Source organism: Methylobacterium dankookense (genome assembly GCF_902141855.1).
Lineage (GTDB): Bacteria > Pseudomonadota > Alphaproteobacteria > Rhizobiales > Beijerinckiaceae > Methylobacterium > Methylobacterium dankookense.
On record NZ_CABFVH010000011.1, the window covers coordinates 1 to 26,054 of the forward strand.

The 26,054-nt window shown below is 72.2% G+C and carries 22 protein-coding genes and 2 pseudogenes; 14 read left to right on the plus strand and 10 right to left on the minus strand.

The genetic code is table 11. The features are described from left to right. From MTDSW087_RS10915 to MTDSW087_RS10930, 4 genes and pseudogenes are all read left to right on the plus strand, one after another. A pseudogene (locus tag MTDSW087_RS10915) lies at nt 1-235 on the plus strand (hypothetical protein); the annotation flags it as partial. Between the two features lie 22 nt (nt 236-257). Beyond that, entirely contained in the window at nt 258-911 is a 654-nt protein-coding gene (locus tag MTDSW087_RS10920; RefSeq protein WP_144763709.1) for an HAD-IA family hydrolase, read from the plus strand. A 70-nt stretch (nt 912-981) separates the two neighbouring features. Next, nucleotides 982-1,770, plus strand: coding sequence for an ATP12 family chaperone protein (locus tag MTDSW087_RS10925; RefSeq protein WP_144763903.1), 789 nt, complete (start codon nt 982-984; stop codon nt 1,768-1,770). 166 nt (nt 1,771-1,936) lie between these two features. Then, complete coding sequence (locus MTDSW087_RS10930) at nt 1,937-3,469, plus strand: acyl-CoA carboxylase subunit beta (protein ID WP_144763712.1); 1,533 nt, start codon at nt 1,937-1,939, stop codon at nt 3,467-3,469. 45 nt (nt 3,470-3,514) lie between these two features. Here the strand turns inward: MTDSW087_RS10930 and MTDSW087_RS10935 are convergent, their stop codons facing one another. Next, entirely contained in the window at nt 3,515-4,582 is a 1,068-nt protein-coding gene (locus MTDSW087_RS10935) for a GSCFA domain-containing protein (protein ID WP_144763714.1), read from the minus strand. A gap of 79 nt (nt 4,583-4,661) precedes the next feature. Between MTDSW087_RS10935 and MTDSW087_RS10940 the strand changes: the two genes are divergently transcribed. Continuing rightward, the gene (locus tag MTDSW087_RS10940) at nt 4,662-5,690 is read left to right on the plus strand and encodes a WcbI family polysaccharide biosynthesis putative acetyltransferase (protein WP_144763716.1); all 1,029 of its coding nucleotides are present in this window, start codon (nt 4,662-4,664) and stop codon (nt 5,688-5,690) included. Nucleotides 5,691-5,699: 9 nt separating this feature from the next. Here MTDSW087_RS10940 and MTDSW087_RS10945 read toward each other — a convergent pair. Continuing rightward, nucleotides 5,700-6,094, minus strand: a pseudogene (locus tag MTDSW087_RS10945) (response regulator). 408 nt (nt 6,095-6,502) lie between these two features. Here MTDSW087_RS10945 and pal point away from each other — a divergent pair. The 5 genes from pal to glmM all read left to right on the plus strand — a co-directional run bounded on the left by pal (nt 6,503) and on the right by glmM (nt 12,700). Continuing rightward, nucleotides 6,503-7,012 (plus strand): peptidoglycan-associated lipoprotein Pal, encoded by a 510-nt coding sequence (pal, locus tag MTDSW087_RS10950; RefSeq protein WP_144763718.1) that lies wholly within the window; start codon nt 6,503-6,505, stop codon nt 7,010-7,012. 155 nt (nt 7,013-7,167) lie between these two features. Further along, nucleotides 7,168-8,139 carry a tol-pal system protein YbgF gene (gene ybgF / locus MTDSW087_RS10955; RefSeq protein ID WP_144763720.1) on the plus strand — a complete coding sequence of 324 codons (972 nt, stop codon included), beginning with the start codon at nt 7,168-7,170 and terminating at the stop codon, nt 8,137-8,139. Next, nucleotides 8,136-9,164, plus strand: a complete 1,029-nt coding sequence (gene tilS, locus MTDSW087_RS10960) for a tRNA lysidine(34) synthetase TilS (RefSeq protein WP_144763722.1) — start codon at nt 8,136-8,138, stop codon at nt 9,162-9,164. Before ybgF ends, tilS begins: the two co-directional genes overlap by 4 nt. A gap of 81 nt (nt 9,165-9,245) precedes the next feature. Next, complete coding sequence (ftsH, locus tag MTDSW087_RS10965; protein WP_144763724.1) at nt 9,246-11,168, plus strand: ATP-dependent zinc metalloprotease FtsH; 1,923 nt, start codon at nt 9,246-9,248, stop codon at nt 11,166-11,168. Between the two features lie 191 nt (nt 11,169-11,359). Continuing rightward, complete coding sequence (gene glmM, locus MTDSW087_RS10970; protein WP_144763726.1) at nt 11,360-12,700, plus strand: phosphoglucosamine mutase; 1,341 nt, start codon at nt 11,360-11,362, stop codon at nt 12,698-12,700. 10 nt (nt 12,701-12,710) lie between these two features. Here glmM and MTDSW087_RS10975 read toward each other — a convergent pair whose 3' ends face one another. Beyond that, nucleotides 12,711-13,961: a NupC/NupG family nucleoside CNT transporter gene (locus MTDSW087_RS10975; RefSeq protein ID WP_144763728.1), complete on the minus strand. Its 1,251-nt coding sequence runs from the start codon at nt 13,959-13,961 to the stop codon at nt 12,711-12,713. A 312-nt stretch (nt 13,962-14,273) separates the two neighbouring features. Between MTDSW087_RS10975 and MTDSW087_RS10980 the strand changes: the two genes are divergently transcribed. The 3 genes from MTDSW087_RS10980 to MTDSW087_RS10990 are packed head-to-tail and all read left to right on the plus strand — an operon-like array spanning nt 14,274 to nt 17,491. Then, entirely contained in the window at nt 14,274-15,125 is an 852-nt protein-coding gene (locus tag MTDSW087_RS10980) for an SDR family NAD(P)-dependent oxidoreductase (protein ID WP_144763732.1), read from the plus strand. A gap of 3 nt (nt 15,126-15,128) precedes the next feature. Beyond that, on the plus strand, nt 15,129-16,016 hold the full coding sequence (locus tag MTDSW087_RS10985) for an alpha/beta hydrolase (protein ID WP_144763733.1): 888 nt from the start codon (nt 15,129-15,131) through the stop codon (nt 16,014-16,016). Then, complete coding sequence (locus tag MTDSW087_RS10990; RefSeq protein ID WP_144763735.1) at nt 16,013-17,491, plus strand: flavin-containing monooxygenase; 1,479 nt, start codon at nt 16,013-16,015, stop codon at nt 17,489-17,491. The genes MTDSW087_RS10985 and MTDSW087_RS10990 overlap by 4 nt, the downstream gene beginning before the upstream one ends. Before the next feature lie 10 nt (nt 17,492-17,501). Here the strand turns inward: MTDSW087_RS10990 and MTDSW087_RS10995 are convergent, their stop codons facing one another. The 4 genes from MTDSW087_RS10995 to MTDSW087_RS11010 form a co-directional block, all read right to left on the minus strand. After that, nucleotides 17,502-18,371, minus strand: a complete 870-nt coding sequence (locus tag MTDSW087_RS10995) for a polysaccharide deacetylase family protein (protein WP_144763905.1) — start codon at nt 18,369-18,371, stop codon at nt 17,502-17,504. Between the two features lie 22 nt (nt 18,372-18,393). Next, a complete protein-coding gene (locus tag MTDSW087_RS11000; protein ID WP_144763737.1) occupies nt 18,394-20,862 on the minus strand; it encodes a branched-chain amino acid ABC transporter ATP-binding protein/permease in 2,469 nt (822 codons plus the stop codon). A 5-nt stretch (nt 20,863-20,867) separates the two neighbouring features. Beyond that, nucleotides 20,868-21,737 (minus strand): branched-chain amino acid ABC transporter permease, encoded by an 870-nt coding sequence (locus MTDSW087_RS11005; protein ID WP_144763739.1) that lies wholly within the window; start codon nt 21,735-21,737, stop codon nt 20,868-20,870. Nucleotides 21,738-21,798: 61 nt separating this feature from the next. Then, complete coding sequence (locus MTDSW087_RS11010) at nt 21,799-22,974, minus strand: ABC transporter substrate-binding protein (RefSeq protein WP_144763740.1); 1,176 nt, start codon at nt 22,972-22,974, stop codon at nt 21,799-21,801. Between the two features lie 194 nt (nt 22,975-23,168). Here MTDSW087_RS11010 and MTDSW087_RS11015 point away from each other — a divergent pair, with 194 nt between their 5' ends. Beyond that, a complete protein-coding gene (locus MTDSW087_RS11015; protein ID WP_144763742.1) occupies nt 23,169-23,582 on the plus strand; it encodes a nuclear transport factor 2 family protein in 414 nt (137 codons plus the stop codon). Between the two features lie 265 nt (nt 23,583-23,847). Here the strand turns inward: MTDSW087_RS11015 and MTDSW087_RS11020 are convergent, their stop codons facing one another. From MTDSW087_RS11020 to MTDSW087_RS11030, 3 genes are all read right to left on the minus strand, one after another. Then, on the minus strand, nt 23,848-24,567 hold the full coding sequence (locus MTDSW087_RS11020) for a GntR family transcriptional regulator (protein WP_144763743.1): 720 nt from the start codon (nt 24,565-24,567) through the stop codon (nt 23,848-23,850). 83 nt (nt 24,568-24,650) lie between these two features. Next, nucleotides 24,651-25,283: a TPM domain-containing protein gene (locus MTDSW087_RS11025; protein WP_144763745.1), complete on the minus strand. Its 633-nt coding sequence runs from the start codon at nt 25,281-25,283 to the stop codon at nt 24,651-24,653. After that, the gene (locus MTDSW087_RS11030; RefSeq protein WP_238178985.1) at nt 25,273-26,052 is read right to left on the minus strand and encodes a TPM domain-containing protein; all 780 of its coding nucleotides are present in this window, start codon (nt 26,050-26,052) and stop codon (nt 25,273-25,275) included. The genes MTDSW087_RS11025 and MTDSW087_RS11030 overlap by 11 nt, the downstream gene beginning before the upstream one ends. Nucleotides 26,053-26,054: the final 2 nt, after the last annotated feature.

Here is a 26,054-nt window from a genome sequence, read left to right on the forward strand (position 1 = left end):
GGCGCCCTCCGCCGCCGTCGGCCGCGCGGGCCAGGCCGGGACCCGGGCCGAGCGCCGCCGCCGCTCCTACGCCGCTTGCAACCGCGCCTCGCACCAGCGCGGCCTGAGCGGCGGGCGCCGCCGCCGCTTCCTGATCCGCTGCCGCCTCGGCTACGAGCGCCCGCGCCAGCCCCCGGCGACGCAGGCGGCGCCTCCGGCACCGGCGCAGCAGCCCGCCCAGGGAGCGCGGCCGTGAGGCGGCCCGCCCGCGCCCGGCCGTGAAGCTCGTCGTCTTCGACGTCGACGGCACCCTGGTCGACAGCCAGCACCTCATCGTCGCGGCGCAGGGGATGGCCTTCGCCGAGCACGGCATCCCGGCGCCCGGCCGCACCGAGGCGCTCTCCGTGGTCGGGCTCTCGCTGCCGCAGGCCTTCCGCCGCCTCGTGGGCGATGACGGGCCGATCATGGAGCTTGCCGAGAGCTACAAGCGCGCCTTCCAGGCCTTGCGCCTCGATCCAAACTACGAGGAGCCGCTGTTCCCCGGCATGGCCGAGCTCGTCGCCCGGCTCCATGCCCGCGCCGACGTGCAGCTCGGCATCGCCACCGGCAAGTCGCGCCGCGGGGTCGACCACCTGATCCGCGCGCATGGCTGGGACGGCTGGTTCGTCACCACGCAGACCGCGGACGACGCGCCCTCGAAGCCCGATCCAGCCATGCTGCAGATGGCGATGGCGGAGGCCGGCCTTGGGCCCGAATCGACGGTGATGGTCGGCGACACCACCTACGACATGGCGATGGCGGTGAATGCCGGCGCCGCGGCGGTGGGCGTGCGCTGGGGCTACCACGAGGCCGGCGCCCTCTACGCGGCCGGCGCGGTCACCGTGGTGGACGATGCCGCGGCCCTCGAGGCGCTCTTCGGCAAGGCCGATTGAGGCCCGATCATCGGCAATCCGGCGATCCGCGGCCCTCGCACCCGGGCCGGCGATGGCCTATCTGGCCCTCATGAGCGACGACACCAGGAGGGACCGGCCCGGCGACGGGCCGGAGGCAGCCCTCGACCCGCTGAAGGCGGTGCGCAACCAGACCCGGCCGGCCCTGCCGAAGCGCTTCTACAAGGAGGCCGGCTTCGCGGCGGGTGAGGGCGGCTACCGGCTGACCCCCGACGGCCGCCCGGCCAACACGCCGGCGCGCAGCCCGCTCAGCGTTCCGAGCGCGGATCTCGCCGCGCTGCTCGCTGCCGAATGGGGCGCGCAGGGCGAGGAGATCGACCCGGCCACGATGCCGGTCACCCGCCTCGTCAACACCACGCTCGACGGCGTCGCGCCGCGCCGGGACGCGGTGGTCGACGACCTCGCGGCCTATGCCGGCACCGATCTCCTCGCCTACCGGGCCGAGGGCCCCGACCGCCTCGTCTCGGCCCAGGCGGCGGCCTGGGACCCGGTGCTCGACTGGGCGCGCGAGGCGCTCGGCGCCCGCTCGATCCTCAGCGAGGGCGTGATGCACGTGACCCAGCCCGAGGAATCGGTGGCGGCCCTGCGCCGGGCGATCGAGGCCGTGGACAGCCCCTTCAAGCTCGCCGCGCTCCACACCATGACGACGCTCACGGGCTCGCTCATCCTCGCGCTCGCCGTGCTGCACGGCCACCTCGATCCCGCCGCGGCCTGGGCGGCGGCGCATGTGGACGAGACCTATCAGGCCGACGCCTGGGGCCGCGACGCGGAGGCCGAGGAGCGCCTCGCCAAGCGCCGTGCCGAGTTCGAGGCCGCGGCGCAGGTGGCGGCGCTGGCCTGAGGGCCCGGCCTCCTCGCTCGGCGGCCTTGGCGCACTTTGGTCCAAGGCCCGTTTTCGCCGGTGAAACCTTCGTGCTAAGGGGCCCCACAGCCCGACCGCCAAGCTCGCCGTGGAGAGCGGCTGCCGGCCGGGCCCACAACGCCAATCCAGCCCTGAGGCCCACCCCATGAAGGACATTCTCGAGAAGCTCGAGCAGCGCCGCTCCCAGGCCCGGCTCGGTGGCGGCGAGAAGCGGGTGGAAGCCCAGCACAAGCGCGGCAAGCTGACGGCGCGCGAGCGCATCGAACTCCTGCTCGACCACGGGTCGTTCGAGGAATTCGACATGTTCGTGCAGCACCGCTCCACCGATTTCGGGATGGAGAGCCAGAAGGTGCCGGGCGACGGCGTCATCACCGGCTGGGGCACGGTGAACGGCCGCACGGTCTTCCTGTTCTCGAAGGACTTCACGGTGTTCGGCGGCTCGCTCTCTGAGACGCACGCCGCCAAGATCGTGAAGGTGCAGGACATGGCGCTGAAGATGCGCGCCCCGATCATCGGCATCTTCGATGCCGGCGGCGCGCGCATCCAGGAGGGCGTGGCCGCGCTCGGCGGCTACGGCGAGGTCTTCCGCCGCAACGTCATGGCCTCGGGCGTCATCCCGCAGATCTCGGTGATCATGGGCCCCTGCGCGGGCGGCGACGTCTACTCGCCGGCCATGACCGACTTCATCTTCATGGTGCGCGACACGAGCTACATGTTCGTGACCGGCCCGGACGTGGTGAAGACGGTGACGAACGAGGTCGTCACGGCCGAGGAACTCGGCGGCGCCAAGATCCACACCTCGAAATCCTCGATCGCCGACGGCGCCTTCGAGAACGACGTCGAGGCGATCCTGCAGATCCGCCGCCTGCTCGACTTCCTGCCCGCCAACAACATCGACGGCGTGCCGCAGATCGAGAGCTTCGACGATCCGCTCCGCCTCGACACCGCCCTCGACACGCTGATCCCGGACAACCCGAACAAGCCCTACGACATGGGCGAGCTGATCCGCCGCGTGGTCGACGAGGGCGACTTCTTCGAGATCCAGGCGGCCTATGCCCGCAACATCATCACGGGCTTCGGGCGCATCGAGGGCCGCACGGTCGGCTTCGTGGCGAACCAGCCGCTGGTGCTCGCGGGCGTGCTCGATTCGGATGCCTCGCGGAAGGCCGCCCGCTTCGTGCGCTACTGCGACGCCTTCTCGATCCCGATCGTCACCTTCGTGGACGTGCCGGGCTTCCTGCCGGGCACGGCGCAGGAATACGGCGGCCTGATCAAGCACGGCGCCAAGCTGCTCTTCGCCTACAGCCAGGCGACGGTGCCGCTGGTCACGGTGATCACCCGGAAGGCCTTCGGCGGCGCCTACGACGTCATGGCCTCGAAGCATGTCGGCGCCGACGTGAACTACGCCTGGCCCACCGCCCAGATCGCGGTGATGGGCGCCAAGGGCGCGGTCGAGATCATCTTCCGCGCCGAGATCGGCGACGAGGCCAAGATCGCCGAGCGCACCAAGGAATACGAGGACCGCTTCCTCTCGCCCTTCGTCGCAGCCGAGCGCGGCTATATCGACGAGGTGATCATGCCCCACTCCACCCGCAAGCGGATCGCCCGGGCGCTCAGCATGCTGCGCACCAAGGAGATGGAGCAGCCCTGGAAGAAGCACGACAACATCCCGCTCTGAGCGGGTGCCATCCCTCCCCGCGGAAGCGGGGAGGGAGACGCAGCGTCACGCCACGCTGCGCTCGATCTGCTCCTCGTCGCAGATCACGCCGGCCGAGCCCTCGTACTCCGCCGTGATGTCCGCGGCCGCCGAGGCCGGGGCGGGCGTGGCGCGGTCCTTGGCGAAGGTGGAGAGGAACAGCCGCATCACGTGGCGCACGCCCGCATCGTTGATGGTGCGCTGGTCCTCGTTGTAGTAGCGGCCCGCATTCACGTTGCTGGTGACGATGTCGTAGGCCGGGAAGTACACGGCCCGCGGATCGCCCGAGGCGCAGACCTCGCCGGCCGCCACGCGCAGCACGGATTTGGAGTAGCTGTTCGACTCCATCACGTGCCGGTCCATGTAGGTCGCGATCATCGGCACGGGCGAGACCGTGAAGATCACCCGCGCCTTCGGGTTCACGCTCCAGAGCCGCTCCAGGAAGCCCTGCAGGTCGCCGAGCACCTCCGCGGCGCCCGCGTTCACGCACTCGTAGAGGTCCGGGTCGAAAGTGCCGCCGGCGACGCCCGGGGCCAGCGGCAGGGCCGCCCCGTCGGCGCGCCAGCGCCAGCCCTCGGTGAGCCCCAGCGTCAGCACGAACACGTCGAGGGTCTCGAAGAGGTGGCGCACGGCGGCGAGGTGCGCGTCGCGGGCGGCCACCACCTCGGCCTCGCTGGCGAAGCCCGCGGGCTCCACGGTCGGGCGGAACGGGTCGACATAGCGCCCGTCGTCGCGCAGCCACGCCGTCAGCTCGGGCTCGTAGCGGCCATAGGCCCGGTCGAAGAGCTGCACGAACTGGCGCGTGTAGTAGAGGTTGCCGTAGCGGGCGGAGAAGGTGCCGAACTGGCGCTCATAGGCCTCGGCCGCGCTCATGTTCCCGGGCGCCGATTCGGTCAGGTAGTAGTTGAAGCCGGCCTCGCGCAGGGCCTCGGCGACGCGCTGGGCGAAGCAGGAGCCGCCGGTGGCGACCCGGTCGCCGCGGCCGATGGCGAAGGTCTCCTTCGGGTGCGGGTTCACGGCGAAGGGGGGCACGTTGGTCACGACCTTGCGCCAGAATCGCTCGGCCGGTAGACCCGTATACGGATTTGCACCCATTCCCGATCCTCAGAGTTCGACACGTCCGGACGGTCGCGATAACCCGACCTCCCGGCTTTCGCGAGACCCGGCGCGCACCTTGGCCCTGCACGACCTGCCCCGACGCGCCCGCAGCGCGTTCACCTTGTCGGCACCATCCTGGGCAACACCGTGGCGCGCCAAGGCCGCCGAGGCGCCCCGCACCGGCCCGAGCGTGGCCGTGCTCGGCAATTGCCAGGCCCGCGGCGTGGCGCAGGCCCTGCGGCTCCTCGCGCCGGATGCCCGCGTCACCTACTTCTCGATGGGCACGCTGAAGCGCGACCACGGCGACATCGACGGGCTGGCGCGCACCTTCGCCGGCTTCGACCACGTCTTCTCGCAGGCCTTCCCCGGCGGCCTGCTGCCGGGCGGCGACATCGGCACGCTGCATGCGCGCGAGCCTCGGCTGAAGCAGTTCCCGACGATCGTGTTCTCGGCCTTCCACCCGGACATGGTCTATGCCGGGCGCACCCAGAGCCTCGCCGACCAAAAGCTCGCCCCGTCGCCGCTCGGCCAGTACCACTCGGCCATCGCGCTCTGCGCCCACCGCCTCGGCCTCGACGTGGCGCAGACGGCGAGCCTGTTCCGCGAGGACGTGTTCCAGCGCCTCGGCTATCTCGACCATTGGGACCCGGCGGTGCGGGAGCTCGTGGCGAACGCGGCCTCGATGAATTTCGGCCTGGAGCGCGAGGTCGCCCGCTGGAGCCGCCGCGGCGCCTTCATGCACGTGATCAACCACCCGAAGGCCTACGTGATCGGCGACATCGCCCGCAGGCTGCTGGTGGAGAGCGGGTTCACGCCCCAGCCCGTCGAGATGGAGGATTACCTCGGCGACGAGCTGGTCCGCGACGTGGTCTGGCCGGTCTATCCGCCGATTGCCGAGCTGTTCGGCCTGACGGGCTCCTACCTGTTCAAGCCGAAGCCCCAGGGCGAGGCCTTCCCCCACCTCTACGACCTGCACGGCTTCCTGGCGAAGAGCTTCGCGATCTACGACACGCTGAAGCCCGAGGAGCTGGCCTGCGCGCGCGTCGACACCTGGGCGGATGCGCCCTGGATCGCCGAGATCTTCCTCGCCGCGAAGACGCGGTGAGGCGGGGCCTCAGCTCGCCGCGCGCAGGTCCGTATCCGAGACGCCCTCGCTCATCATCCGGACCAGCGCGTTGACCTCGCGGATCTGGAAGGGCTTGCGCAGGTAGAGGCTGCCCGGCACGGCGCGCGGATTCGGGCCCTTGGCCGTCGAGGTGTAGACCACCGGGCGGTCGGGATGCAGCGCGCGGAAGGCCTCGGCCACGGTCCAGCCGTCGATCAGCCCCGGCAGGTTGATATCGGTGAACAGCCAGTCGATCTCCGGCCCGCGCTCGCGCAGCACGGTCAGCGCCGCCTCGCCGCTCGATGCCTCATCACCCGGGTCCCTTGCGAGGCGCAGAGCTGCGCGACGATGTCGAGCAGGATGTAGCTGTCCTCGACCACGAGGACGTTCTGTACGGGACGCATAGGCCGATCCGTTGTGCCGTTCGGTCTAGATCGGGGCCAAGGTGGTTGAAACACGGTTAATTCGATCGCGCACGATTGGTCGAGATCTCTATTGGCCGGCCCACCGCGCCCTGTTGCGCTGCCGCAACGCTTGAGATCCGCGTAGCCGGCGCTGCCGGGCCGCCCCCGCCGCGCCGCATTCCGCGCGCGTGTGGGGGCGGCCGGATCTCCGGCACGGACCCGTCCGAGGAGGTGCGCGGACGCACGGCACAGCGCCCGCGGGCCTGCTCGAAAGCGCCCGTCAAGGTTGACGGAACCTTCGCTTAACTCGGCCAGCCTATGACGGCCTCAGAGTGAAGCGGCACCGGTAACGGCTGCCCCCAGCATCCGGCGGACGGCCCGCGGTCCGCCTCGAGGAGCTTGAGAACCATGAGCCATCCCCCGCGTCTGCGCGCCGTCTCCATCGGCCTCGCGCTCTGCGCGGCCCTGAGCCTCGCCGCCTGCTCGAAGGATTCGGATCTCGCCGACGCCTCCGGCCTCGCCGGCGCCGGCGGCCGCGGCGGCGCCCCGGGCAGCGCGCAGGACTTCGTCGTGAATACCGGCGACCGCGTCTTCTTCGAATCGGATTCGACGGACCTGACGCCCACCGCCACCGCCACCCTCGACAAGCAGGCCGCCTGGCTGCAGCGCTACCCGCGCTACACCTTCCTCATCGAGGGCCATGCCGACGAGCGCGGCACCCGCGAGTACAACTTCTCCCTCGGCGCCCGCCGCGCCCAGGCGGTGAACGACTACCTCGCCTCTCGCGGCATCGCCTCGGGCCGCATGCGCACGGTCTCCTACGGCAAGGAGCGCCCGGTGGCGGTGTGCAACGACATCTCCTGCTGGTCGCAGAACCGCCGCGCCGTCACCGTGCTCGACGGCGGCGCCGGCTCCTGACCGCGAGCGGCGCCGCATTTTTGCCGCGGCGCCGCGCATCTGCTACCCGGGGCCGCCGCGGCGCAGCAGCGCCGCCGCCCCGGGGGCATTCTCCGCCGAAGCGGGTTCCGACCGGCGCGAGAGAGTGCCCCGTCCGCTTCGACGTGCCGCCAGCCATGCTCCGCGCAACCCTGCTCTCGACCTGCCTCGTCCTCACGGCCTGCCTGCCCGCCGGCGCCCAGGACGCGGCCGAATTCGTGGTGCGCCTCAACCGCCTGGAGAACCAGTCGCGGATGATGGCGGGCCAGATCGAGACCCTCCAGTACGAGAACCGGCAGCTCAAGGAGCAGCTGCGCAAGTTCCAGGAGGACGTCGAGTACCGCCTCCAGGAGGGCAAGGGCGGCGGCAAGCCGGCCCCCGCGCCCGCCAATCCCGGCAAGGTCGACGGCGGCAATCCCGGCTCCGGCAACCCGGCGGCCAAGCCGCACAAGCGCAGCGATGCCTTCGATCCGGAGCAGAATCCCGGCCAGCCCGGCGCGCCGCAGCAGTTCGGCTCGACCACGCCCTCCGTGCCGCTCGCCGCGGCGGCGCCCGCCCAGCCGCGGCCCCTGCCGCGCGGCGCCATCGAGCCGGCCGACGAGACCGAGACCGCGACGCCCGGCTACGACGAGCCCGTGGACCTGCGGCCGCCGTCGCGCGTCGGCACCACCGGCGCCCTGCCGGACCGGCCGAGCGGCAGCGTCGCCGCCACCGCGACGGGCGACGCCGTCTCCGACTACGAGACCGCGATAGGCCACATCCAGGCCCGCCGCTACGAGCAGGCCGAGATGGACCTGCGCCAGTTCATCCAGTCCCATCCCCGCGACGGGCGCGTGCCCGCCGCCACCTTCTGGCTCGGCGAGAGCTACCTTCAGCGCAACCGCAACCGCGAGGCGGCCGAGCAGTTCCTGAAGGTCTCCACCGACTATGCCCGCTCGGCCCAGGCCCCCGAGGCCATGCTGAAGCTCGGCGTCTCGCTCAACGCGCTCGGCGCCCGCGAGCAGGCCTGCGCGACCCTGGCCGAGCTCGAGCGCAAGTTCCCGAGCGCGGGCTCGAACGTCCGCCAGGGCGTGGTGCGGGAGCAGAAGCGCGCCCGCTGCGCCGCTTGAGCGGCGGCGACACCGCCGCACGCCCGGCCGCACCGACGGCCGAACGCCTGGAAGCCGCGCTCGCGCCCTATCTGCGAGCCGGCTGCCTGCTCGCCGTCTCGGGCGGGCCCGATTCGACCGCGCTGATGCATGCCGCCGCCGCCGCGCCGCATGCGGGTTTGGCCGTGGCGACCGTCGATCATGGCCTGCGCCCCGAGGCGCGGGCGGAGGCCGAGACGGTGGCGCGGCAGGCGGACACCCTCGGCTTGCCCCACCGCATCCTCGCCTGGGCGGGTCCGCATCCCCGATCGGGCATCCAGGCGGCGGCCCGCGCCGCGCGTTACCGCCTGCTGGCGGAGCACGCCGCGGAGATCGGCGCCGCCTTCCTCCTCACCGCGCATACCCTGGACGACCAGGCCGAGACGGTGCTGATGCGGCTCGCCCGCGGCAGCGGCCCAGCGGGGCTCGCCGGGATGCGGCCCGAGCGGAACCTCGGCCCCGGCCTCGTCCTCGCCCGTCCGCTCCTCGCCTTCCCGAAGGCCGATCTGGTGGCTTGGTGTGAGGGGCGGGGAATTGCCTATCTGCGCGACCCCTCCAACGCCGACGAGCGCTTCGCCCGCGCGCGTCTACGCAGGCTGCGCCCGCTCCTCGAAGGGGAGGGGCTCACCGCGGAGCGCCTCGCCCGCCTCGCCGAGCGCGCGGCGCGCGACGACGATGCCTTGCGGGAGATTGCGCAGGACGCGCTCGGGCGCCTCGCCGCGGAGGATGCGCGCCGCCTCGACGGCCGCGCCCTGGCGCGGCTCCCCGCGGCCGTCGCCCTGCGGGTGCTCGACCTCGCCCTTACGCAGGCTGGCGGCGGCGAGGGACGCCTGGAACGCCTGGAGCGGCTCCTCGCAGAGATCCTGCCGGCGCTCGCCGCGGGAGCGCGCCTGCGGCGCACCTTTCGCGGCCTTCTGGTCGCCGTGGATGCGGGCGGCACGATCCGCCTCGCGCCGGCGCCTCCGCGCCGCGCCGCAGGGCCGCCCGAATTACTTGGCAAGGGATAGGCCACTGCCTACATTGGGCAGGCGTGCAGGATCGACCGGCGGAGCCGGCCGAGGGGGGCGGCACGCCTCAAGGATCGGTAGATGAACCCGAATTTTCGCAATTTTGCCTTGTGGGTCGTCATCTTCCTGCTCGTGCTCGCCCTTGTGACCCTGTTCCAGAACCCGGGTCATCGCGGCAGCGGCAGCGAGATCGCTTACAGCCAGCTTCTGAACGACGCCGATGCCGGCAAGATCCAGTCGGTGGTGATCTCCGGGCAGGATGTCAGCGGCACCTATGTGGGCGGCGGCAACTTCACCAGCTACGCGCCGAACGACCCGAGCCTGGTCTCCAAGCTCCAGGGCAAGGGCGTCCAGATCACGGCGCGCCCGCCTTCGGACAACACCCCCTGGTTCATCCAGCTTCTCGTGAGCTGGCTCCCGATCCTCGTCTTCATCGGCGCCTGGATCTTCCTGTCGCGCCAGATGCAGTCCGGCGCCGGCCGCGCCATGGGCTTCGGCAAGTCGAAGGCCAAGCTCCTGAACGAGGCGCATGGCCGCGTCAGCTTCGACGACGTCGCCGGTGTCGAGGAGGCCAAGGAAGACCTTCAGGAGATCGTCGAGTTCCTGCGCGACCCGCAGAAGTTCCAGCGCCTCGGCGGCCGGATCCCGCGCGGCGTGCTGCTCGTCGGCCCGCCCGGCACCGGCAAGACCCTGATCGCCCGCGCCGTCGCGGGTGAAGCGAACGTGCCGTTCTTCACCATCTCGGGCTCCGACTTCGTCGAGATGTTCGTCGGCGTCGGCGCGAGCCGCGTGCGCGACATGTTCGAGCAGGCCAAGAAGAACGCGCCCTGCATCATCTTCATCGACGAGATCGACGCGGTCGGCCGTCACCGCGGCGCCGGCCTCGGCGGCGGCAACGACGAGCGCGAGCAGACCCTCAACCAGCTCCTCGTGGAGATGGACGGCTTCGAGGCCAACGAGGGCGTCATCATCATCGCGGCGACCAACCGCCCCGACGTGCTCGACCCGGCGCTGCTGCGTCCCGGCCGCTTCGACCGCCAGATCATGGTGCCGAACCCGGACGTGACCGGTCGCGAGCGCATCCTGCGCGTCCACGTGCGCAAGGTGCCGCTGGCCCCCGACGTCGACCTGAAGACCATCGCCCGCGGCACCCCCGGCTTCTCGGGCGCGGACCTGATGAACCTCGTCAACGAGTCGGCGCTTCTGGCGGCGCGGCGCGGCAAGCGCATCGTCACCATGCACGAGTTCGAGGACGCCAAGGACAAGGTGATGATGGGCGCCGAGCGGCGCACCCTCGTCATGACCGAGGACGAGAAGCGGCTCACCGCCTATCACGAGGGCGGCCACGCCATCGTCGCCCTCAACGTGCCGGCCACCGATCCCGTCCACAAGGCGACGATCATCCCGCGCGGCCGGGCGCTCGGCATGGTCATGCAGCTCCCTGAGCGCGACAAGCTCTCGATGAGCTACGAGCAGATGACCTCGCGCCTCGCCATCATGATGGGCGGCCGCATCGCCGAGGAGATGATCTTCGGTCCTGAGAAGGTCACCTCGGGCGCGCAGTCGGACATCGAGCAGGCGACGCGGCTCGCCAAGATGATGGTCACGCGCTGGGGCTTCTCACCCGAGCTCGGCACCGTCGCCTACGGCGACAACAACGACGAGGTCTTCCTCGGCATGTCGATGGGCCGGCAGCAATCGGTCTCGGAGGCGACGGCCCAGAAGATCGACGCCGAGGTCCGCCGCCTCGTCGAGGCCGGCCTGGAAGAGGCGCGCCGCATCCTCGGCCTGCACAAGGACGACCTGGAGGCGCTGGCCCAGGGGCTGCTCGAATACGAGACCCTGACCGGCGAGGAGATCCGAAACCTGATCAAGGGGCAGCCCCCGGTCCGCGACGGCGGCGACGTGCCGCCGACCCCGGCCCGCGGCTCCTCCGTCCCCACCGCCGGCCGCGGTCGGCCGAAGGAGAATGACGGCGGGCTGGAGCCGCAGCCGCAGGGCTGAGCCTCGACACTGGAGACGACGGAACGGCGGGGCATGCCCCCGCCGTTTCGCGTTTTTGCGCTCCGTCAGAAGTGCGGGCGCCTGACAGGTTAAGCCTGTCTCAAGCCGACACCATCGATTCGCCACGCTTCGATACCAGCGGGTGAGGCAGGTGCGGTATAAGTGCCCCGAGAGAACCGGGATCGACGGCAGTGAGAAAGTATTTCGGAACCGACGGCATCCGCGGCCGGGCGAACGGCGTCATCACGCCGGAGCTGGCGCTCAAGGTCGGCCAGGCGGCGGGCCTCGTCTTCCAGCGCGGCGAGCATCGCCACCGCGTCGTCATCGGCAAGGATACCCGGCTCTCGGGCTACATGATCGAGACGGCGCTGGTCGCGGGCTTCACCTCGGTCGGCATGGACGTGCTGCTGCTCGGCCCGGTGCCGACGCCGGCTGTGGCCATGCTGACGCGCTCCATGCGCGCCGATCTCGGCGTGATGATCTCCGCCTCGCACAACCCCTACGAGGATAACGGCATCAAGCTGTTCGGTCCCGACGGGTTCAAGCTCAACGACGCGATCGAGCGCGAGATCGAGGCGCTGATCGATGTCGAGCTGCACAAGCGGCTCGCCGGCTCGCACGATCTCGGCCGGGCCAAGCGCATCGAGAGCGTGCATGCCCGCTACGTGGAGTTCGCCAAGCGCACGCTCGGCCGCTCCGTCACCCTCGACGGCCTGCGGGTAGTGGTCGATTGCGCCAACGGCGCTGCCTACCGCGTCGCGCCGGAGACCCTGTGGGAGCTCGGCGCCGAGGTCATCGCCATCGGCACCGAGCCCGACGGCTTCAACATCAACCGTGACGTCGGCTCGACGGCGCCGGCCGCCCTCGTCGCCAAGGTGCGCGAGCGCCGCGCCGATATCGGCATCGCCCTCGACGGCGACGCCGACCGCGTGCTGATCGTCGACGAGAAGGGCCATGTGGTCGACGGCGACCAGCTCATGGCGGTGGTCGCCCGCTCCTGGAAGGAGGACGAGCGCCTCGCCCAGCCCGGCATCGTCGCCACCATCATGTCGAATCTCGGCCTGGAGCGCTTCCTCGGCGGGATCGGACTCGGCCTCGCCCGCACCGCGGTCGGCGACCGCTACGTGCTGGAGCACATGCGCGAGCACGGCTACAACCTCGGCGGCGAGCAGTCCGGCCACATCATCATGTCCGACTACACCACCACCGGCGACGGGCTGGTGGCCGCGCTCCAGCTCCTCAGCGTGGTGCAGCGGCAGAACCGGCCGGTGAGCGAGGTCTGCCACTGCTTCGATCCGCTGCCGCAGATCCTCAAGAACGTGCGCTACCGCTCGGGCGAGCCCCTGCGCCACGACAGCGTGGTGACCGCCATCGAGCAGGCCCGCGAGCGGCTCGGCGAGTCCGGCCGCCTCGTGATCCGGCCCTCCGGCACCGAGCCGGTCATCCGCGTGATGGCCGAGGGCGATGACCGCGGCCTCGTCACCGAGGTGGTGGACGAGGTGGTCGACGCCGTGACCCGCGCCGCGGCCTGAGCCGCGCGCCTTAGGCGCCGATGAACAGGCCGGCGATGGCCGCGCTCGTCAGGTTCGAGAGCGTGCCCGCCAGGATCGCGCGCAGGCCGTAGCGGGCGACCTCCGCCCGCCGCTCCGGCACGAGGCTCGCGAAGCTTGCGAGCTGGATCGCGATCGAGGCGAAGTTAGCGAAGCCGCACAGCGCGAAGCAGACGATGGCCGTGCTGCGCGGATCGAGGCTGCCGGCCTTCAGGGTCGGCGAGAGATTGGCGTAGGCCAGGAACTCGTTGAAGGCGATCTTCTGGCCGATCGCGCCGCCGACCAGCGTCGCCTGGTCCCAGGGCACCCCGAGGAGCCAGGCGAGCGGGCTCAGCGCGAGCCCGAGCACGCCCTCGATGGAGGCCTGCGGATAGCCGGCGAGCGCGCCAAGCGAGCCGAGCACGCCGTTGGCGAGCGCGATCAGGCCGACGAAGGCGATCAGCATGGCGCCCACCGCGACCGCCACCGCGAGGCCCTTCTGGGTGCCGTCGGCGGCCGCCTCGATCAGGTTCGCGGCCCGGGTCTCGCCGAAGGTCACCTTCGTGGTGAGGATGCGCGTCGGCTCGGTCGAGGGCATCAGGATCTTCGCGTAGAGGAGCCCGCCCGGGATCGCCATCACCGAGGCCGCGAGCAGGTAGGTCATCGGCACGCCGAGCGCGGCGTAGCCGGCCAGGATCGAGCCCGCGGTGGAGGACGCCCCGCTCGACATCACGGCGAAGAGCTCGGCCCCGGTCAGCAGCGGCAGGAAAGGGCGCAGCGCCACCGCGATCTCGCTCTGGCCGATGGCGATGGTGACGACCGCCGAGAAGGATTCGATCGGCGAGGTGCCGAGCAGCCTGCGCAGGCCCGTGCCGAGCCCCCGCGCCAGCACCTGCATGATGCCGAGATGGTAGAGTACGCCGATCAGGGCCGAGACGTAGAGGATCTGCGGCAGCACCCGCAGCGCCAGGATGAATCCCGAGCCGCCGAACAGCTCGAACATCTTCGGCTCGACGAGGCCGCCGAACAGGAAGGCGGTGCCGCGGTCGCCATAGGCGAGCACCGTCTGCACCACGTCGGCCGCGGCCCGCAGGCCGTCGCGCCCCGGATCCCAGAACAGGACGAGGGCGCCGAGCGCGACCTGCAGCGCCAGCGCCGGGAGCACCACCCGCGGACGGATCGCCCGCCGGTTCGTGGAGAACAGCACGGCGACCGCTAGGAGAAGCGCGATGCTGAGGGCGGCGTGGATCAGGCGGTCGGTCATGGTCTCGCGCGGGCGTGCGGGGTCTCTGGGGGCTCGGGTTCGATGGAAGCTTCGGGCCAGTCCGCTGCGGCGGCGGCGTTCGGGGCCCCGGGTGCGACTCCGGGGGCACACCGGGCCGGACCGGGATGGGGTAATGGCCCCGGAGCGCTCCCTGCCGGAGCGGATGCCGGTTCGGCCGGGGGGCACGTCGAACCAGGGACCTGGAGCCTTTGCCGATTGCAAGGCGATCGGGAATGCCTCTAGACGGTTGCGTCCGGCGTCGCTGTCGCGCCGGCGCCGCAGGTCGCTCGGGAACGGCGCTGGGAATTGGCCTTGGTTCAGAACTTTCGGTTTCGCGGGTCCGTGGCGCTGGTCACCGGCGCGGCCAGCGGCATCGGCGCCGCGCTCGTCATCGCGCTCACCGCCCGGGGCTGCGCCGTCGCGATGGTGGACCGCGACGCGGCCGGCCTCGACGCGGTGGCGGGGATCGTCGAGCCGCACGGCGTCCCCGTCTCGAAGCACGTCGCCGACCTCACCGACGCCGAGGCGATCCGCGCACTTCCGCGGGCAGTGGAGGCGGAGTTCGGCCGGCTCAACCTCCTCGTGAACAATGCGGGCGTGGCGCTGGGCGGGCGCTTCGCCGACGTCCATCCCGACGACGTGGACTGGCTCCTCGACATCAACCTGCGCGCCGTGATGCGGGTGACGCACGCCTTCCTGCCCATGCTGGCGCGCGAGCCCCTGGCCCATGTCGTCAACATGTCGAGCCTGTTCGGGCTGATCGCGCCGCCCGGCCAGGCGGCCTATGCGGCGAGCAAGTTCGCGGTCCGCGGCTTCTCCGAGGCGTTGCGCCACGAGTACGCCGGCACCGGCCTCGGCGTCACCGTGGTGCATCCGGGCGGCGTCGACACGCCGATCGCCCGCAGCGCGCGCGGTCCGCGGCCCGAGGGCGACGCGGCATTGGTGGAGGCGACGCGCCTCGCCTTCGAGAAAGCGCGATCCGACTTCCAGTCCTTCCTGAAGCTCTCGCCGGACTTCACGGCGCGCAAGGTCCTCGATGCCGTGGAGCAGCGGGAGGCCCGGGTGGTGATCGGCAAGGACGCGCGCTACGCCTCGCTCATCCAGCGCGTGCTGCCGGCCGATTACTGGAAGCTCATCCAGCGCCTGTCGCGGGCGGCGAACTGAGCCATGGCGAGCCTGCGCGCCTATATCGGAGCCTGGATGGTCAGACGGAACGTCCGCGCGCGCCTCGGCGCGATGGACGACATCGCGCAGGTGCGGCGGACCTTCAACGGCGCCACCTTCCCGGACCCGCCGGCCGCCACCTACGAGGCCGGCAGCCTCGGTGGCGTCGCAGGCGAGTGGGTTCGGCCCCGGTCGGAAGGGAATCTCCGCCTGTTCTACATCCATGGCGGCGGCTTCGTGGCCTGCTCGCCGAAGACCCATCGGCCGGTGACCGGGGGCTTCGCCACGCGCGGCTTCACCGTGTTCGCGCCGGACTACCGCCTCGCCCCCGAGCACCCGTTCCCCGCCGGCCGCGACGACGCGCTGGCGGCCTGGTGCGCCTTCGCGGAGGGTGGTCCCGCCTGCATCGCGGGCGATTCGGCGGGCGGCAACCTCGCCCTCGCGGTGATGCTCGCCGCCCGCGACCGCGGCCTGCCGATGCCGCAGGCCGCTGCCCTGTTCTCCCCGGTGACGGACCTCGCTGCCACCACCGGCTCACGGGTCTCGAATGCGCTTCGCGACGCGATGTTCAACCCGCAATCGCTCGCCAAACTCGGGCCGATGTATCTCGCCGGGCACGATGCGCGGGACCCGGAGGCCTCGCCGATCTACGCCGACCCGACCGGCTTGCCGCCGCTGCTGTTCCATGTTGGCGAGCGCGAGATCCTGCGCGATGATTCCGTGCGGATGGCGGAGAAGGCGCGGGCCCATGGCGTCGACGCCACCGCCGAGGTCTTCCCCGTGGTCAACCACGTCTGGCAATTCGCCGACCACCGCCTGCCGGAGGCGCGCCGCTCCCTCGACACCGCCGCCGCCTTCATGAAACGGCACGCCGGCGCGGGCCGGGCATGAGCGGCGAGCCGGCCCTGCCGCGGGAGGTGCTCGGCCTCCTCGTCGTCGGGGCGGGCTTCTCGGGGATCGCCATGGCGATCCGCGCCCGCGCGGCCGGGATCGGTCCGCTCCTCGTCATCGAGAAGGCCGAGGCCGTCGGCGGTACCTGGCGCGAGAACACCTATCCGGGCGCGGCCTGCGACGTGCCCTCGCATCTCTACTCGCTCTCCTTCGCGCCGAAGGCCGACTGGACGCGCTCTTATGCCCGCCAGCCCGAGATCGCCGCCTATATGCGCGACGTGGTCGCGCGGGAGGGGCTCGGGCCGTACCTGCATCTCTCGACCGCCTTCCTCGGCGCGGCCTGGGACGAGGCCGAGGGCCTGTGGCGGGTCGAGACCAGCCGCGGAATGCTGCGGGCCCGCGCCATCGCCTCGGGGATGGGCTTCCTGCACCATCCGGGCTTCCCGCCGATCCCGGGACGCGAGAGCTTCGCCGGCACGCAATTCCACTCCGCGACCTGGGACCATGGCTGCGACCTCAAGGCCAAGCGCATCGGGGTGATCGGCACGGGGGCGAGCGCCATCCAGTTCGTGCCGCAGATCGCGCCGCTCGCGAGCCATCTCACCCTGTTCCAGCGCAGCCCGCCCTGGATCGTGCCGCGCGGCGACCGGCCGGTGGCGGCCTGGCGGCGGGCGCTCTACCGGCACCTGCCCGCCGCGCGCCGCCTGGAGCGGGCGCGGCTGTTCTGGCTGAACGAGGTGCGGGCGCTCGCCGGCTTCACCCGCGTCTCGACGCTTACCGGCCTGGCGGAGAAGCTCGCCCGCCATCACCTGTTCAAGTCGGTGCCGGACCGGGCCCTGCGCACCAAGCTGCGGCCGAACTACCGCCTCGGCTGCAAGCGGGTACTGATCTCCGACGACTATTACCCGACCCTGCAGCGCGCGAACGTCGCGGTGGAGACGGTGCCCATCCGCGCCATCACGCCGACCGGCGTCGTGATGGAGGACGGCACCGGGCACGCCCTCGACGTGCTGATCTTCGCGACCGGCTTCGACGTGGCGGCGAGCCTGCCCCGCGCCGCCATCGTCGGGCGCGACGGTCTCTCACTTGCCGAGGCCTGGGCGGACGGGGCGGGAGCGCACCAGGGCATCAGCGTGGCGGGCTTCCCGAACCTGTTCCTGCTGCTCGGGCCGAACACCGCGCTCGGGCACAACTCGATGCTGCTGATGCTCGAGGCGCAGGTCCAGCACGTGCTCGATTGCCTGGCTGCCCTGGGCGCGGCCGGGGCGCGGGCGATCGAGGTCCGGCCGGAGGCGCAGGCGCGCTTCCTCGACGGGATCCGGGCGCGGCTCGATACCAGCATCTGGCAGCAGGGCGGCTGCACGAGCTGGTACCTCGACGCGGACGGGCGCAACAGCGTGAACTGGCCGGGCTCGGTGCTCGCCTATCTCCGCAGCGCCCGCCGGGCGCGGCCGGAGGATTACAGCCTGCGCTGAGCCGGTTCGATCACGCCTGCGCGGCCGCGTGCTCGGCGATGGCGCCGGCCGTGGTGATCCAGATGCCGTCCCGGTGCCGGGCGATGTGGGCGAGCGCCTGCCGCAGGGGGCGCAGGCGGTTCGGCTGGCCGACGATGTAGGGGTGGAGCGCGATTCCCATCACCAGGGGCGCTGCCTTGGACTGCTCCAGCATCTCGTCGAAGGCGTCGACGATCGCCTCCGCGAACTGGCGACCGGTATCCTTGCGGGCGACGATGGCCGGGATGTCGTTGAGCTCCTGCGGGTAGGGCACCGCGAGGATGCGCCCGCCGTCGCGGGTGGCGAACCAGGTCGGCTGGTCGTCGTGGCACCAGTCGAGCAGGTAGCGGTAGCCGGCCTCGGCCAGCAGGTCGGGCGTGACGCGCGACTGCGAGATCCAGGGGCCGAGCCAGCCGGCCGGCGCCTTGCCCTCCTCGCGGGTCAGGATCCCGGTCGCCTCGGCGATGAGCGCGCGCTCCTCCGTCTCGTCGAGGATGCCCTGGCGCTCGGAATTGCTACGGCCATGGCCGACGATCTCGTCGCCGCGGGCGCGGAAGGCCTCGATCAGGCCCGGGCAGTCCCGGTAGATCCGGCTGTTGACGAGGACGCTCGCGGGCATCTGCAGGGCGTCGAGCATGTCGCGGATGCGCCAGGCGCCGACCCGGTTGCCCCAGTCGCGCCAGGCATAGTTCAGCACGTCCGGCTGCGGGCCGCCGGGCGCCAGCTCGGCGCCGAGGCCGGCGCCGAAATCGAAGGTCTCGAGGTTCAGCGCGAGGTAGACCGCGAGACGCTTGGCGCCGGGCCAGTCGTAGACCGGGCGGCCGGGGAGCGGGCTGTAGGGGTAGCGGCCGTGGTCGGTCATGGTCATCGCGTCTCGAATCGTGTCACGCCGCACCGAGATAGGCCGCTTCGAGGCCCTTGTCCGCGGCGAGTTCCGCGGCGCTGCCGGCGGTGACCACGCGGCCCTGCTCCAGCACGTAGCCGCGGTCGGCCACCGTCAGGGCGAGCGCCGCCATCTGGTCGACGATCAGGATGGTGACGCCCTGGTCGCGCAACTCCGCCACCGTCGCGTAGAGGGCGTTGATCATCGCCGGCGCGAGGCCGAGGGAGGGCTCGTCGAGGAGGAGGATGCGCGGGCGCGCCATCAGCCCGCGGGCGATGGCGAGCATCTGCTGCTCGCCGCCGGAGAGCAGGCCGGCGCGGCTCTGGGCGCGCTCGCGCAAGCGCGGGAAGCGGTCGAGCAGCGCCTCGACCTCGGCCGGATCGATCCGGCCGCCGCGGCCATGGGCGCCGAGGCGGATGTTCTCGACCACGGTCAGCTCGGGGAAGACCTGGCGCCCCTCTGGCACCAGGGCGAGGCCAGCCCGCGCGATGCGGTGGGCGGGCAGTCCTGCGATCGGCCTGTCCTCGAGGATGACCGAGCCCTCGATCGGGCGCAGCAGGCCGGCGAGCGCCCGCATGGCGGTGGACTTGCCGGCGCCGTTGGCGCCGAGCAGGGCCACGGTCTCGCCGGGGCGTACGTCGAGGTCGAGCCCGTCCAGCACCGGCGCCGCGCCGTAGCCGGCGGTGAGCCGCAGCGCCGAGAGCACCGCGTCGGCGGGGCCCTGCCAGGGCGCGGCACGCGGGCGGGCCGGGGTGTCGGCGCCGCCGAGATAGGCGCGCAGCACGGCCGGATCGCGCCGCACCGTGGCCGGGCTGCCCGCTGCGATCGGGCGGCCGGCATCCATGACGAGGATGTGGTCGGACAGGCCCATGACGAGGGGCATGTCGTGCTCGACCAGCACCACGGCGACACCGCGGGCGGCGATCTTGCGCAGGAGTAGGCCGAGGCGGTCGGTGTCGGAACGGGTCAGGCCGGCGGCAGGCTCGTCGAGGAGGAGCACCCGCGGCCGGCCGGCGAGCGCCCGGGCGATCTCCACGAGGCGGCGGTCCACGTGCGGCAGCTCGGCGGCCGGGCGGTCGAGGCTGCCGGCATAGCCCGCGAAGGCGAGGAGCGCCGCCGTATCCTGTCGGTCGCGGGCGCGCACGCGGCGCAGGAGCCGGCCGGGCTCGATGGCGAGCGCCACGTTGTCGAGGACGCTCAAGGTGCCGAACAGGCGGGTCGTCTGGTAGGTGCGCGCGATCCCCGCCCGGGCGATGGCGTGGGCCGGGGCGCCCGCGAGCTCGCGCCCGTCCAGCCGGATCGAGCCCGCGCCCGGCCGGTAGAAGCCCGAGACCATGTTGAGCACGGTGGTCTTGCCGGCGCCGTTCGGGCCGATGATGCTGGTGACGGCCCCGGGCTCGGCGGTGACGGAGACGCCGTCCGCGGCGCGGATGCCGCCGAAGCTGATGCCGATCCCCGTGATCACCAGGGGCGCGCCCGCGGCGCCGCCGAGCAGCGCGGCCGGATCGCCTCCGGGCAGGGTCCGCCGCTCGGGCGGTCGCGGCAGCAGCCGCGCGAGGCTGCCGACGATGCCCGCCGGCACCAGCCAGAGCACCACGAGGGTCGCGACGCCGAAGAACAGCAGCCGGTATTCGGCGAGCCCGGCGAGGCTCTCCGGCAGCAGAACGGTGACGAGGGCGCCGAACAGGGGGCCGAGCACCGTGCCGGCGCCGCCCACCACGACGGAGAGGACGAACAGGATCGACTGCGTGAAGGGGAAGGAGCTCGGCGCGATGAACAGCATCAGCGGCGGCAGGACCGCGCCGGCAAGTCCCGTGAGCGCGGCCGAGATCGCGAAGGCGAGCGTCTTCACCCGCACCGGATCGAAACCGAGGGAGGCGGCGGCGACGTCCGCGTCCCGCACCGCCCGCATCGCCCGGCCGAGCCGGCTGAGGCGCAGGGCGTGGAAGGCGTAGAGGCTCGCGCCCGCCCCGAGCACGGCGAGCACCGCGAGGTCGCGCTCGGTGAGGACGTAGCCGAGCAGGGTCGGCCCGGCGGCGACGACGAGGCCGTTCTGCCCCCCGGTGAGCGCGCCGCCCTCGATCAGGGCATGCTCCACGATGAAACCGAAGGCGATGGTGAGCATCGCCAGATACGGGCCCTTCACCCGCATGGCCGGCACGGCGAGCAGGGTGCCGACGAGGCCGGAGGCGAGGGCGGCGACGGGGAGCGCCAGCCAGAAGCTGACGCCGTTCAGCGTGAGGATCGCGCTCGCGTAGGCGCCGATGGCGTAGAAGCCGGCATGGCCGAACGAGATCAGCCCCGTCAGGCCGAGGAGCACGTTGAGGCCCGTGCCGGCGATCGTGGTCAGCGCCACCAGCGCGATCACGAAATGGCTGTAGCCGCCGGTGCCCGCGACGAGGCCGAGGCCGCAGGCGGTGAGGGCGAGGATCGCGAGCGGCATCGCGGCGGGGGCGTGGAGCCGGTGCATCGCGGTCAGACCTTGTTGACGGCGGCGCGGCCGAGGAGCCCGTCCGGGCGCAGCGCCAGCGCCAGGATGATCACGGAGAAGACGACGAGCTGCGTGTAGGTGGAGCCGAGCGTCGCGGTGACCCCCGCCTCGACCATCCCGTAGAGGAGCCCCGCCAGCACCACGCCGGTGGCCGAGCCGATGCCGCCCAGGATCGCCACCGCGAAGGCCTTGAGGCCGAACAGGGTGCCCATCTCGGCCGAGACCGAGAAGAGCGGCGCGATCAGGAGCCCGGCCGCGCCCGCGAGCAGCGCCGAGAGGGCGAAGGCGGCGGCCACCGTGCGGCGCACGTCGATGCCCATCAGCCGCGCCGCGTCGGCGTTCTGCGCCACCGCGAGGAGGACGCGGCCGAGATCGGTGCCGCGGAACACTGCCCGGATCGCGAAGGCCGCCGAGATTCCGACCACGGGGATCACGAGCTGGAGCGGGTAGATGCCGGTCCCGAAGACCTCCACCGGGGCCACCGCCAGCGGGGAGGGGAGGCTGCGCGGCTCCTTGCCGAAGGTGAACAGGATCGCGTTGTCGAGGACGATGCCGCCGGCCACCGTGGCGAGCAGCCACGCGTCCGAGCGGCGCTCCACGAAGGGGCGCACCAGCGCCCGCTCCACCACGAGTCCGAGCAGGGCGCAGCCGGCGAGCGCGGCGGGCGCCGCGAGCCAGCCCGGCCAGCCGAGGGTGACGGCGAAGGTGTAGCCGAGCACGGCGCCGAGGGTGACGGCGCTGCCCTGCGCGAAGTTTACCGTGCCCGAGACGGCATAGGTGATGTGGAAGCCGAGCGCGATCAGCCCGTACATGCTGCCGAGCCCGAGGCCGGAGACGAGGGTGCCGGTGAGCATGTGCGATTCTCCATGCGCGCTGATTCCCTCCCCCGCGGAGGGGGGAGGGTGGAGCAGGGGCTCAGTTCATCACCGCGACGATCTCGCCGTTCTGGAAGCGGGTGAAGACGTAGTCCTGCGGCCCGAGCGCGTCGTGCTGGCCGGTGGCGAAGGGCTTGTCGTAGGTCTTGATCAGGCCCTCGTAGCGGCCGACCTTGTAGAAGCCGTCGCGGACCTTGGGTCCCTCGGTGGAGCCCGCCGCCTGGATGGCGAGTGCGAGGAGATGCGTCGCGTCGTAGGCGTTGGCGATGCCGACCGCCGGCGTCACGTCGGCCATCGACTTGATCGCCGGGTACTTCGCCTTCAGCGCGGCGAGCACGGCGGTGGCCTTCGGCGAATTGTTCCCGGCGAAGGTGAAGGTCTGGATGAAGTGGACCTTGGCGGCGCTCGGGCCGGCCAGCTCGTCGAAGCGCCCGCCCGCCGGGCCCCAATGCGAGACCACGGGCACGCTCCAGCCCATCCGGTCGAGGGACTTCACCACCTGCGCCGAGGGGCCGACATTGCCGACGAGGAACAGGGTGTCCGCGCCCGCCTCCTTCAGGCGGGTGAGCTGGGGCACCATGTCGACGTCGTTGGCCTCGTACTTCTCGATGCCGGCGGCGGGAAGGTTGGCCGCCTTCAGGGCCGCGGCGAGGCCCTGCTGGTTCGATTCGCCCCAGGCGTTGTTGACAAGGATCATCCCCGGCTTCTTCGCGCCGTAGGTCTTCACCGCGTAGGCGACGAGGGCCTCGTCCACCAGCGCGTCCACCGCCGAGACGCGGAAGGCGTAGTTGTCGGCCGCGCCGTTGCGGGTGATGCCGGTGCCCGCCGCCCAGGGCCCGAGGAAGGGCACCTTCATCTGGTTGGCGATCGGCACGACGGCCATCGAGACCGGGGTGTCGAGCCCGCCGACCAGCGCGACCACGCCGACCCGCTGGATCAGCTCGCGCGCTGCGAGCACGCCCTTCGAGGGGTTTGCCTCGTCGTCGCGCGCCACCAGCTCCAGCGGGCGCCCGAGCACGCCGCCCTTCGCGTTGATCTCGTCGATGGCGAGGCCGATCCCGCGCGAGATCGCCTCGCCGGACTTGGCCGACTGGCCGCTCAGCGCGGTGACGAGGCCGATCTTCACTGGCTCAGCCGCGCGGACGCCCGTGACGAGAGCGAGACCGATCAGGGCCGAGGCGCCGAGAAGCAGGCGGCGCGGGAGGGAGGCGGGCATGGCGGGATCTCCGGCTTGGTTGCGGAACTGTCCGCAACGCGCGTGCCAGTTGTCTAGCCTCTGAAAGATCTAGGCTTTTTGGTCTGTTGCGACGCCGATTGCCCAGCGCTTCGGCAAAGTGCATACAGTTTTTGCATGCACTTCGGGCCGATCGCGGGCATCGATAGGCGGAGAGAACCGCCGGAGACTCGCCCATGACCGACAGCCCGAAATCCCGCACGCAGAGCGACGCGGAGATCGTGACCGCCTATCTCGAAGCCTCGATGGTGCCCGATCCCGAGACGGCCGCGCGCTACATGGCGCCCGGCATCGAGATCGTGTTCACGGGCGCGCGCGTGTTCCGCCACCCGCGCGAGGTCACTGCCTTCAATGCCGGGCGCTACGCCTGGGTGAAGAAGCGCATGGAGCGGCTCGACGTGGTGCCGGGCGATGGCATCACCACGGTCTACAGCCTCGGCACGCTCTACGGCGCCTGGCCCGACGGCACCGCCTTCGAGGGCAACCGCTACGTGGACCGCTTCACCGTGCGCGACGGCCTGATCGTCACCATGGAGGTCTGGAACGACAGCGCTGAACGCCTGCTGACCAAGCACGGCATCACGGCGTGATCGGTTGCCGCTCGATCAGACCGGATCGCCGCGCATCCCCTCTCCCCGCGCGCGGGGAGAGGGCTCAGCCGACCTTGTCGTCGGCTGAGCGAGGCGGCAGCCGGGGGTGAGGGGGCTTGAACGGAGGAGTCTCTTCCGGAACCGCCCCCTCACCGCCGCTGCAGCTTCGCCTCCGCTTCCCGCAGGCACGACGAGGTGCCTGCGGGCCTCTCCCCGCCCGGCGGGGAGAGGGGGGCACCGGTGGTCAGCCGAAGCCCGCGACAGCTCAGCCTGCCACCTCGGCGGCGTAGGGGGCGAGCAGGCGGGCGAGGTCGCGCTCGCGGGGTGGGTCGGCGACGATGTGCGCCCGCGCCGCCACCGCGTCGAGATGGTGGTCCATCAGCGCGACGGCCTGCGCCGCGTCGCCCTCCGCCAGGGCCGCGGCGATGGCGCGGTGCTCGGCGATCCCGCAGGCCGCCGAGTGCGGCCGGCTGTAGAGGGACAGGACCAGGGCGCAGCGATAGGCCATCTCGCCCGTGTAGCGCACCAGGACGGGGCTTCCCGTCATCTCCGCGAGGAGCAGGTGGAACTCGGTGGCGAGACGGATCGAGGCCGCCTCCGGCCCGCCATGGGCCGCCTCCTCGCGGGCGATATGGGCGGCGAGCGCCCGGCCCTGCTCGGGGGTGAGCCGCCCCGCGAGGCGCTCGACCACGAGGCGTTCCAGGCCGAGGCGCACGTCGAAGGTGTCGCGCGCCTCCTCCCAGCTCGGCGTCGCCACCACGGCGATGCGGTTGCGCCGCAGCTCGACCAGACCTTCCGCGGCGAGCTGACCCAGCGCCGGCCGCGCGATGGTGCGGCTGACCCCGAAGCGCTCGCCGAGCGCGTCCTCGGGCAGGCGGTCCCCCGGGGCGAGCGCCCGCTCCACGATCGCCCGGCGCAGGGCCTGGCAGATCGCGCCGACGCGATCCTTGTCGAGTCGTGGCGCCGTCGGCGTGCCGGGGCTCATGGTCCGTCCATCCGTGTCGATCGGGTCTAGAGGCGATCCAGCAAAAGCGGGGCCGGTACGGCGGATGCGCGGCCCATGCCGGATCAATCGGTCAGGATCACCCGGTTCGGCAACTCGTCCGGATCGGCGGGGCCCGCGGGCAGCACCGAGGCGAGGCGCTCGCCGATCCGGCTCACGGCGGCGACGAGGCCGGACTCCGCCTCGCCGCGCCCGAGCGCGCCGGCAAGCTCCGACAGGATCGCCTGCCACGATTCAGGTGGAATCCGAGCGAGGATCCCGCGATCGGCGACGATCTCCGCATGGTGCTCGGCGAGGGCGATGTAGAGCAGCAGCCCGGTGCGGCCGCGCGTCCGGTCGAGGCCGCGGGCGCGGAAGGCGCGGAGGGCGGCGGCGCGGACCCGGGCTCGCCGCGCCCCGCGCGGCACCAAGGCGAGGCGTGCGCCTTCGTGCAGGCCGAGCGCGAGGACGAGGGCGGCGAGGCCCGCCTGGGCGAGCGCGATCGCCGCCGCGCTCCAATGCGTGAGCAGGATGAGCGGCCAGGGCAGGAGCAGCGCCGCGACGAGGGCGGCGACCAGCACGGCCGAGCGGTAGAGCCCCGAGCGGGCGCAGAGCATCACGACGATCTCGCCCGCCGTGCCGGCCTCGGCCCGCGCCACCGCGGCGGCGACGCGCTCCAGCGCATCGGGCGCGAGTCCCTGCCGAGGATCACCAGTCACCGGACGCCCCTCCGCCCCCCGACGAGCCGCCCCCACCGGAGAAGCCGCCGCCGAACCCGCCCGAGGAGCCGCCGGAATAGCCCCCGCTCCAGCCGCCGGAGCCCGGCCCCGGCAGGACGACGATGCCGCCGCGCCGGCCGCCCGCGCGGCTCATCCGCCACATCACGAACAGGATGACGAGAAACAGCACGACGAAGAGGGCGACCTGCGCCGGATCGACCTCGTCGCCGCGGACCTGCGGCTTGCGCTGCCATTCCTGCGCATCCCCTTCGAGGATCGAGAGGATGCCGTCGACACCGGCCCCGATCCCCCCGGCGAAGTCGCCCTGCTTGAAGCGCGGCGTGATGGCGCTCGCGATGATCACCTTGGAGAGGGCGTCGGTGAGCGCGCCCTCCAGGCCGTAGCCGACCTCGATCCGCACCTTGCGCTCGGTCGGCGCGACGAGGAGCAGCACGCCGTTATTGGTCTTGGCCTGGCCGAGCTTCCATTCCCGGAACAGCCGGTTGCCGAAATCCTCGATCGTGGTGCCCTGCAGGCCCGGCACCGTCGCGACGACGACCTGGTCCGAGGTCTTGTCCTCGTGCGCCTTCAGCTTCGCCTCGATCCCGGCGCGCTGCTCCGGCGTCAGGAGGTTCGCCGCATCGACCACGCGGCCGGTGAGCGCCGGGAATTGGAGCTCGGCCGCGAGCGCTGCGGCGGCGAGGCAGAGGAAGGCCGCCGCGCAGGCGAGGACGCGGCGCCCGAATGGGCCGGAGGCCGCCGGGGGCAAGA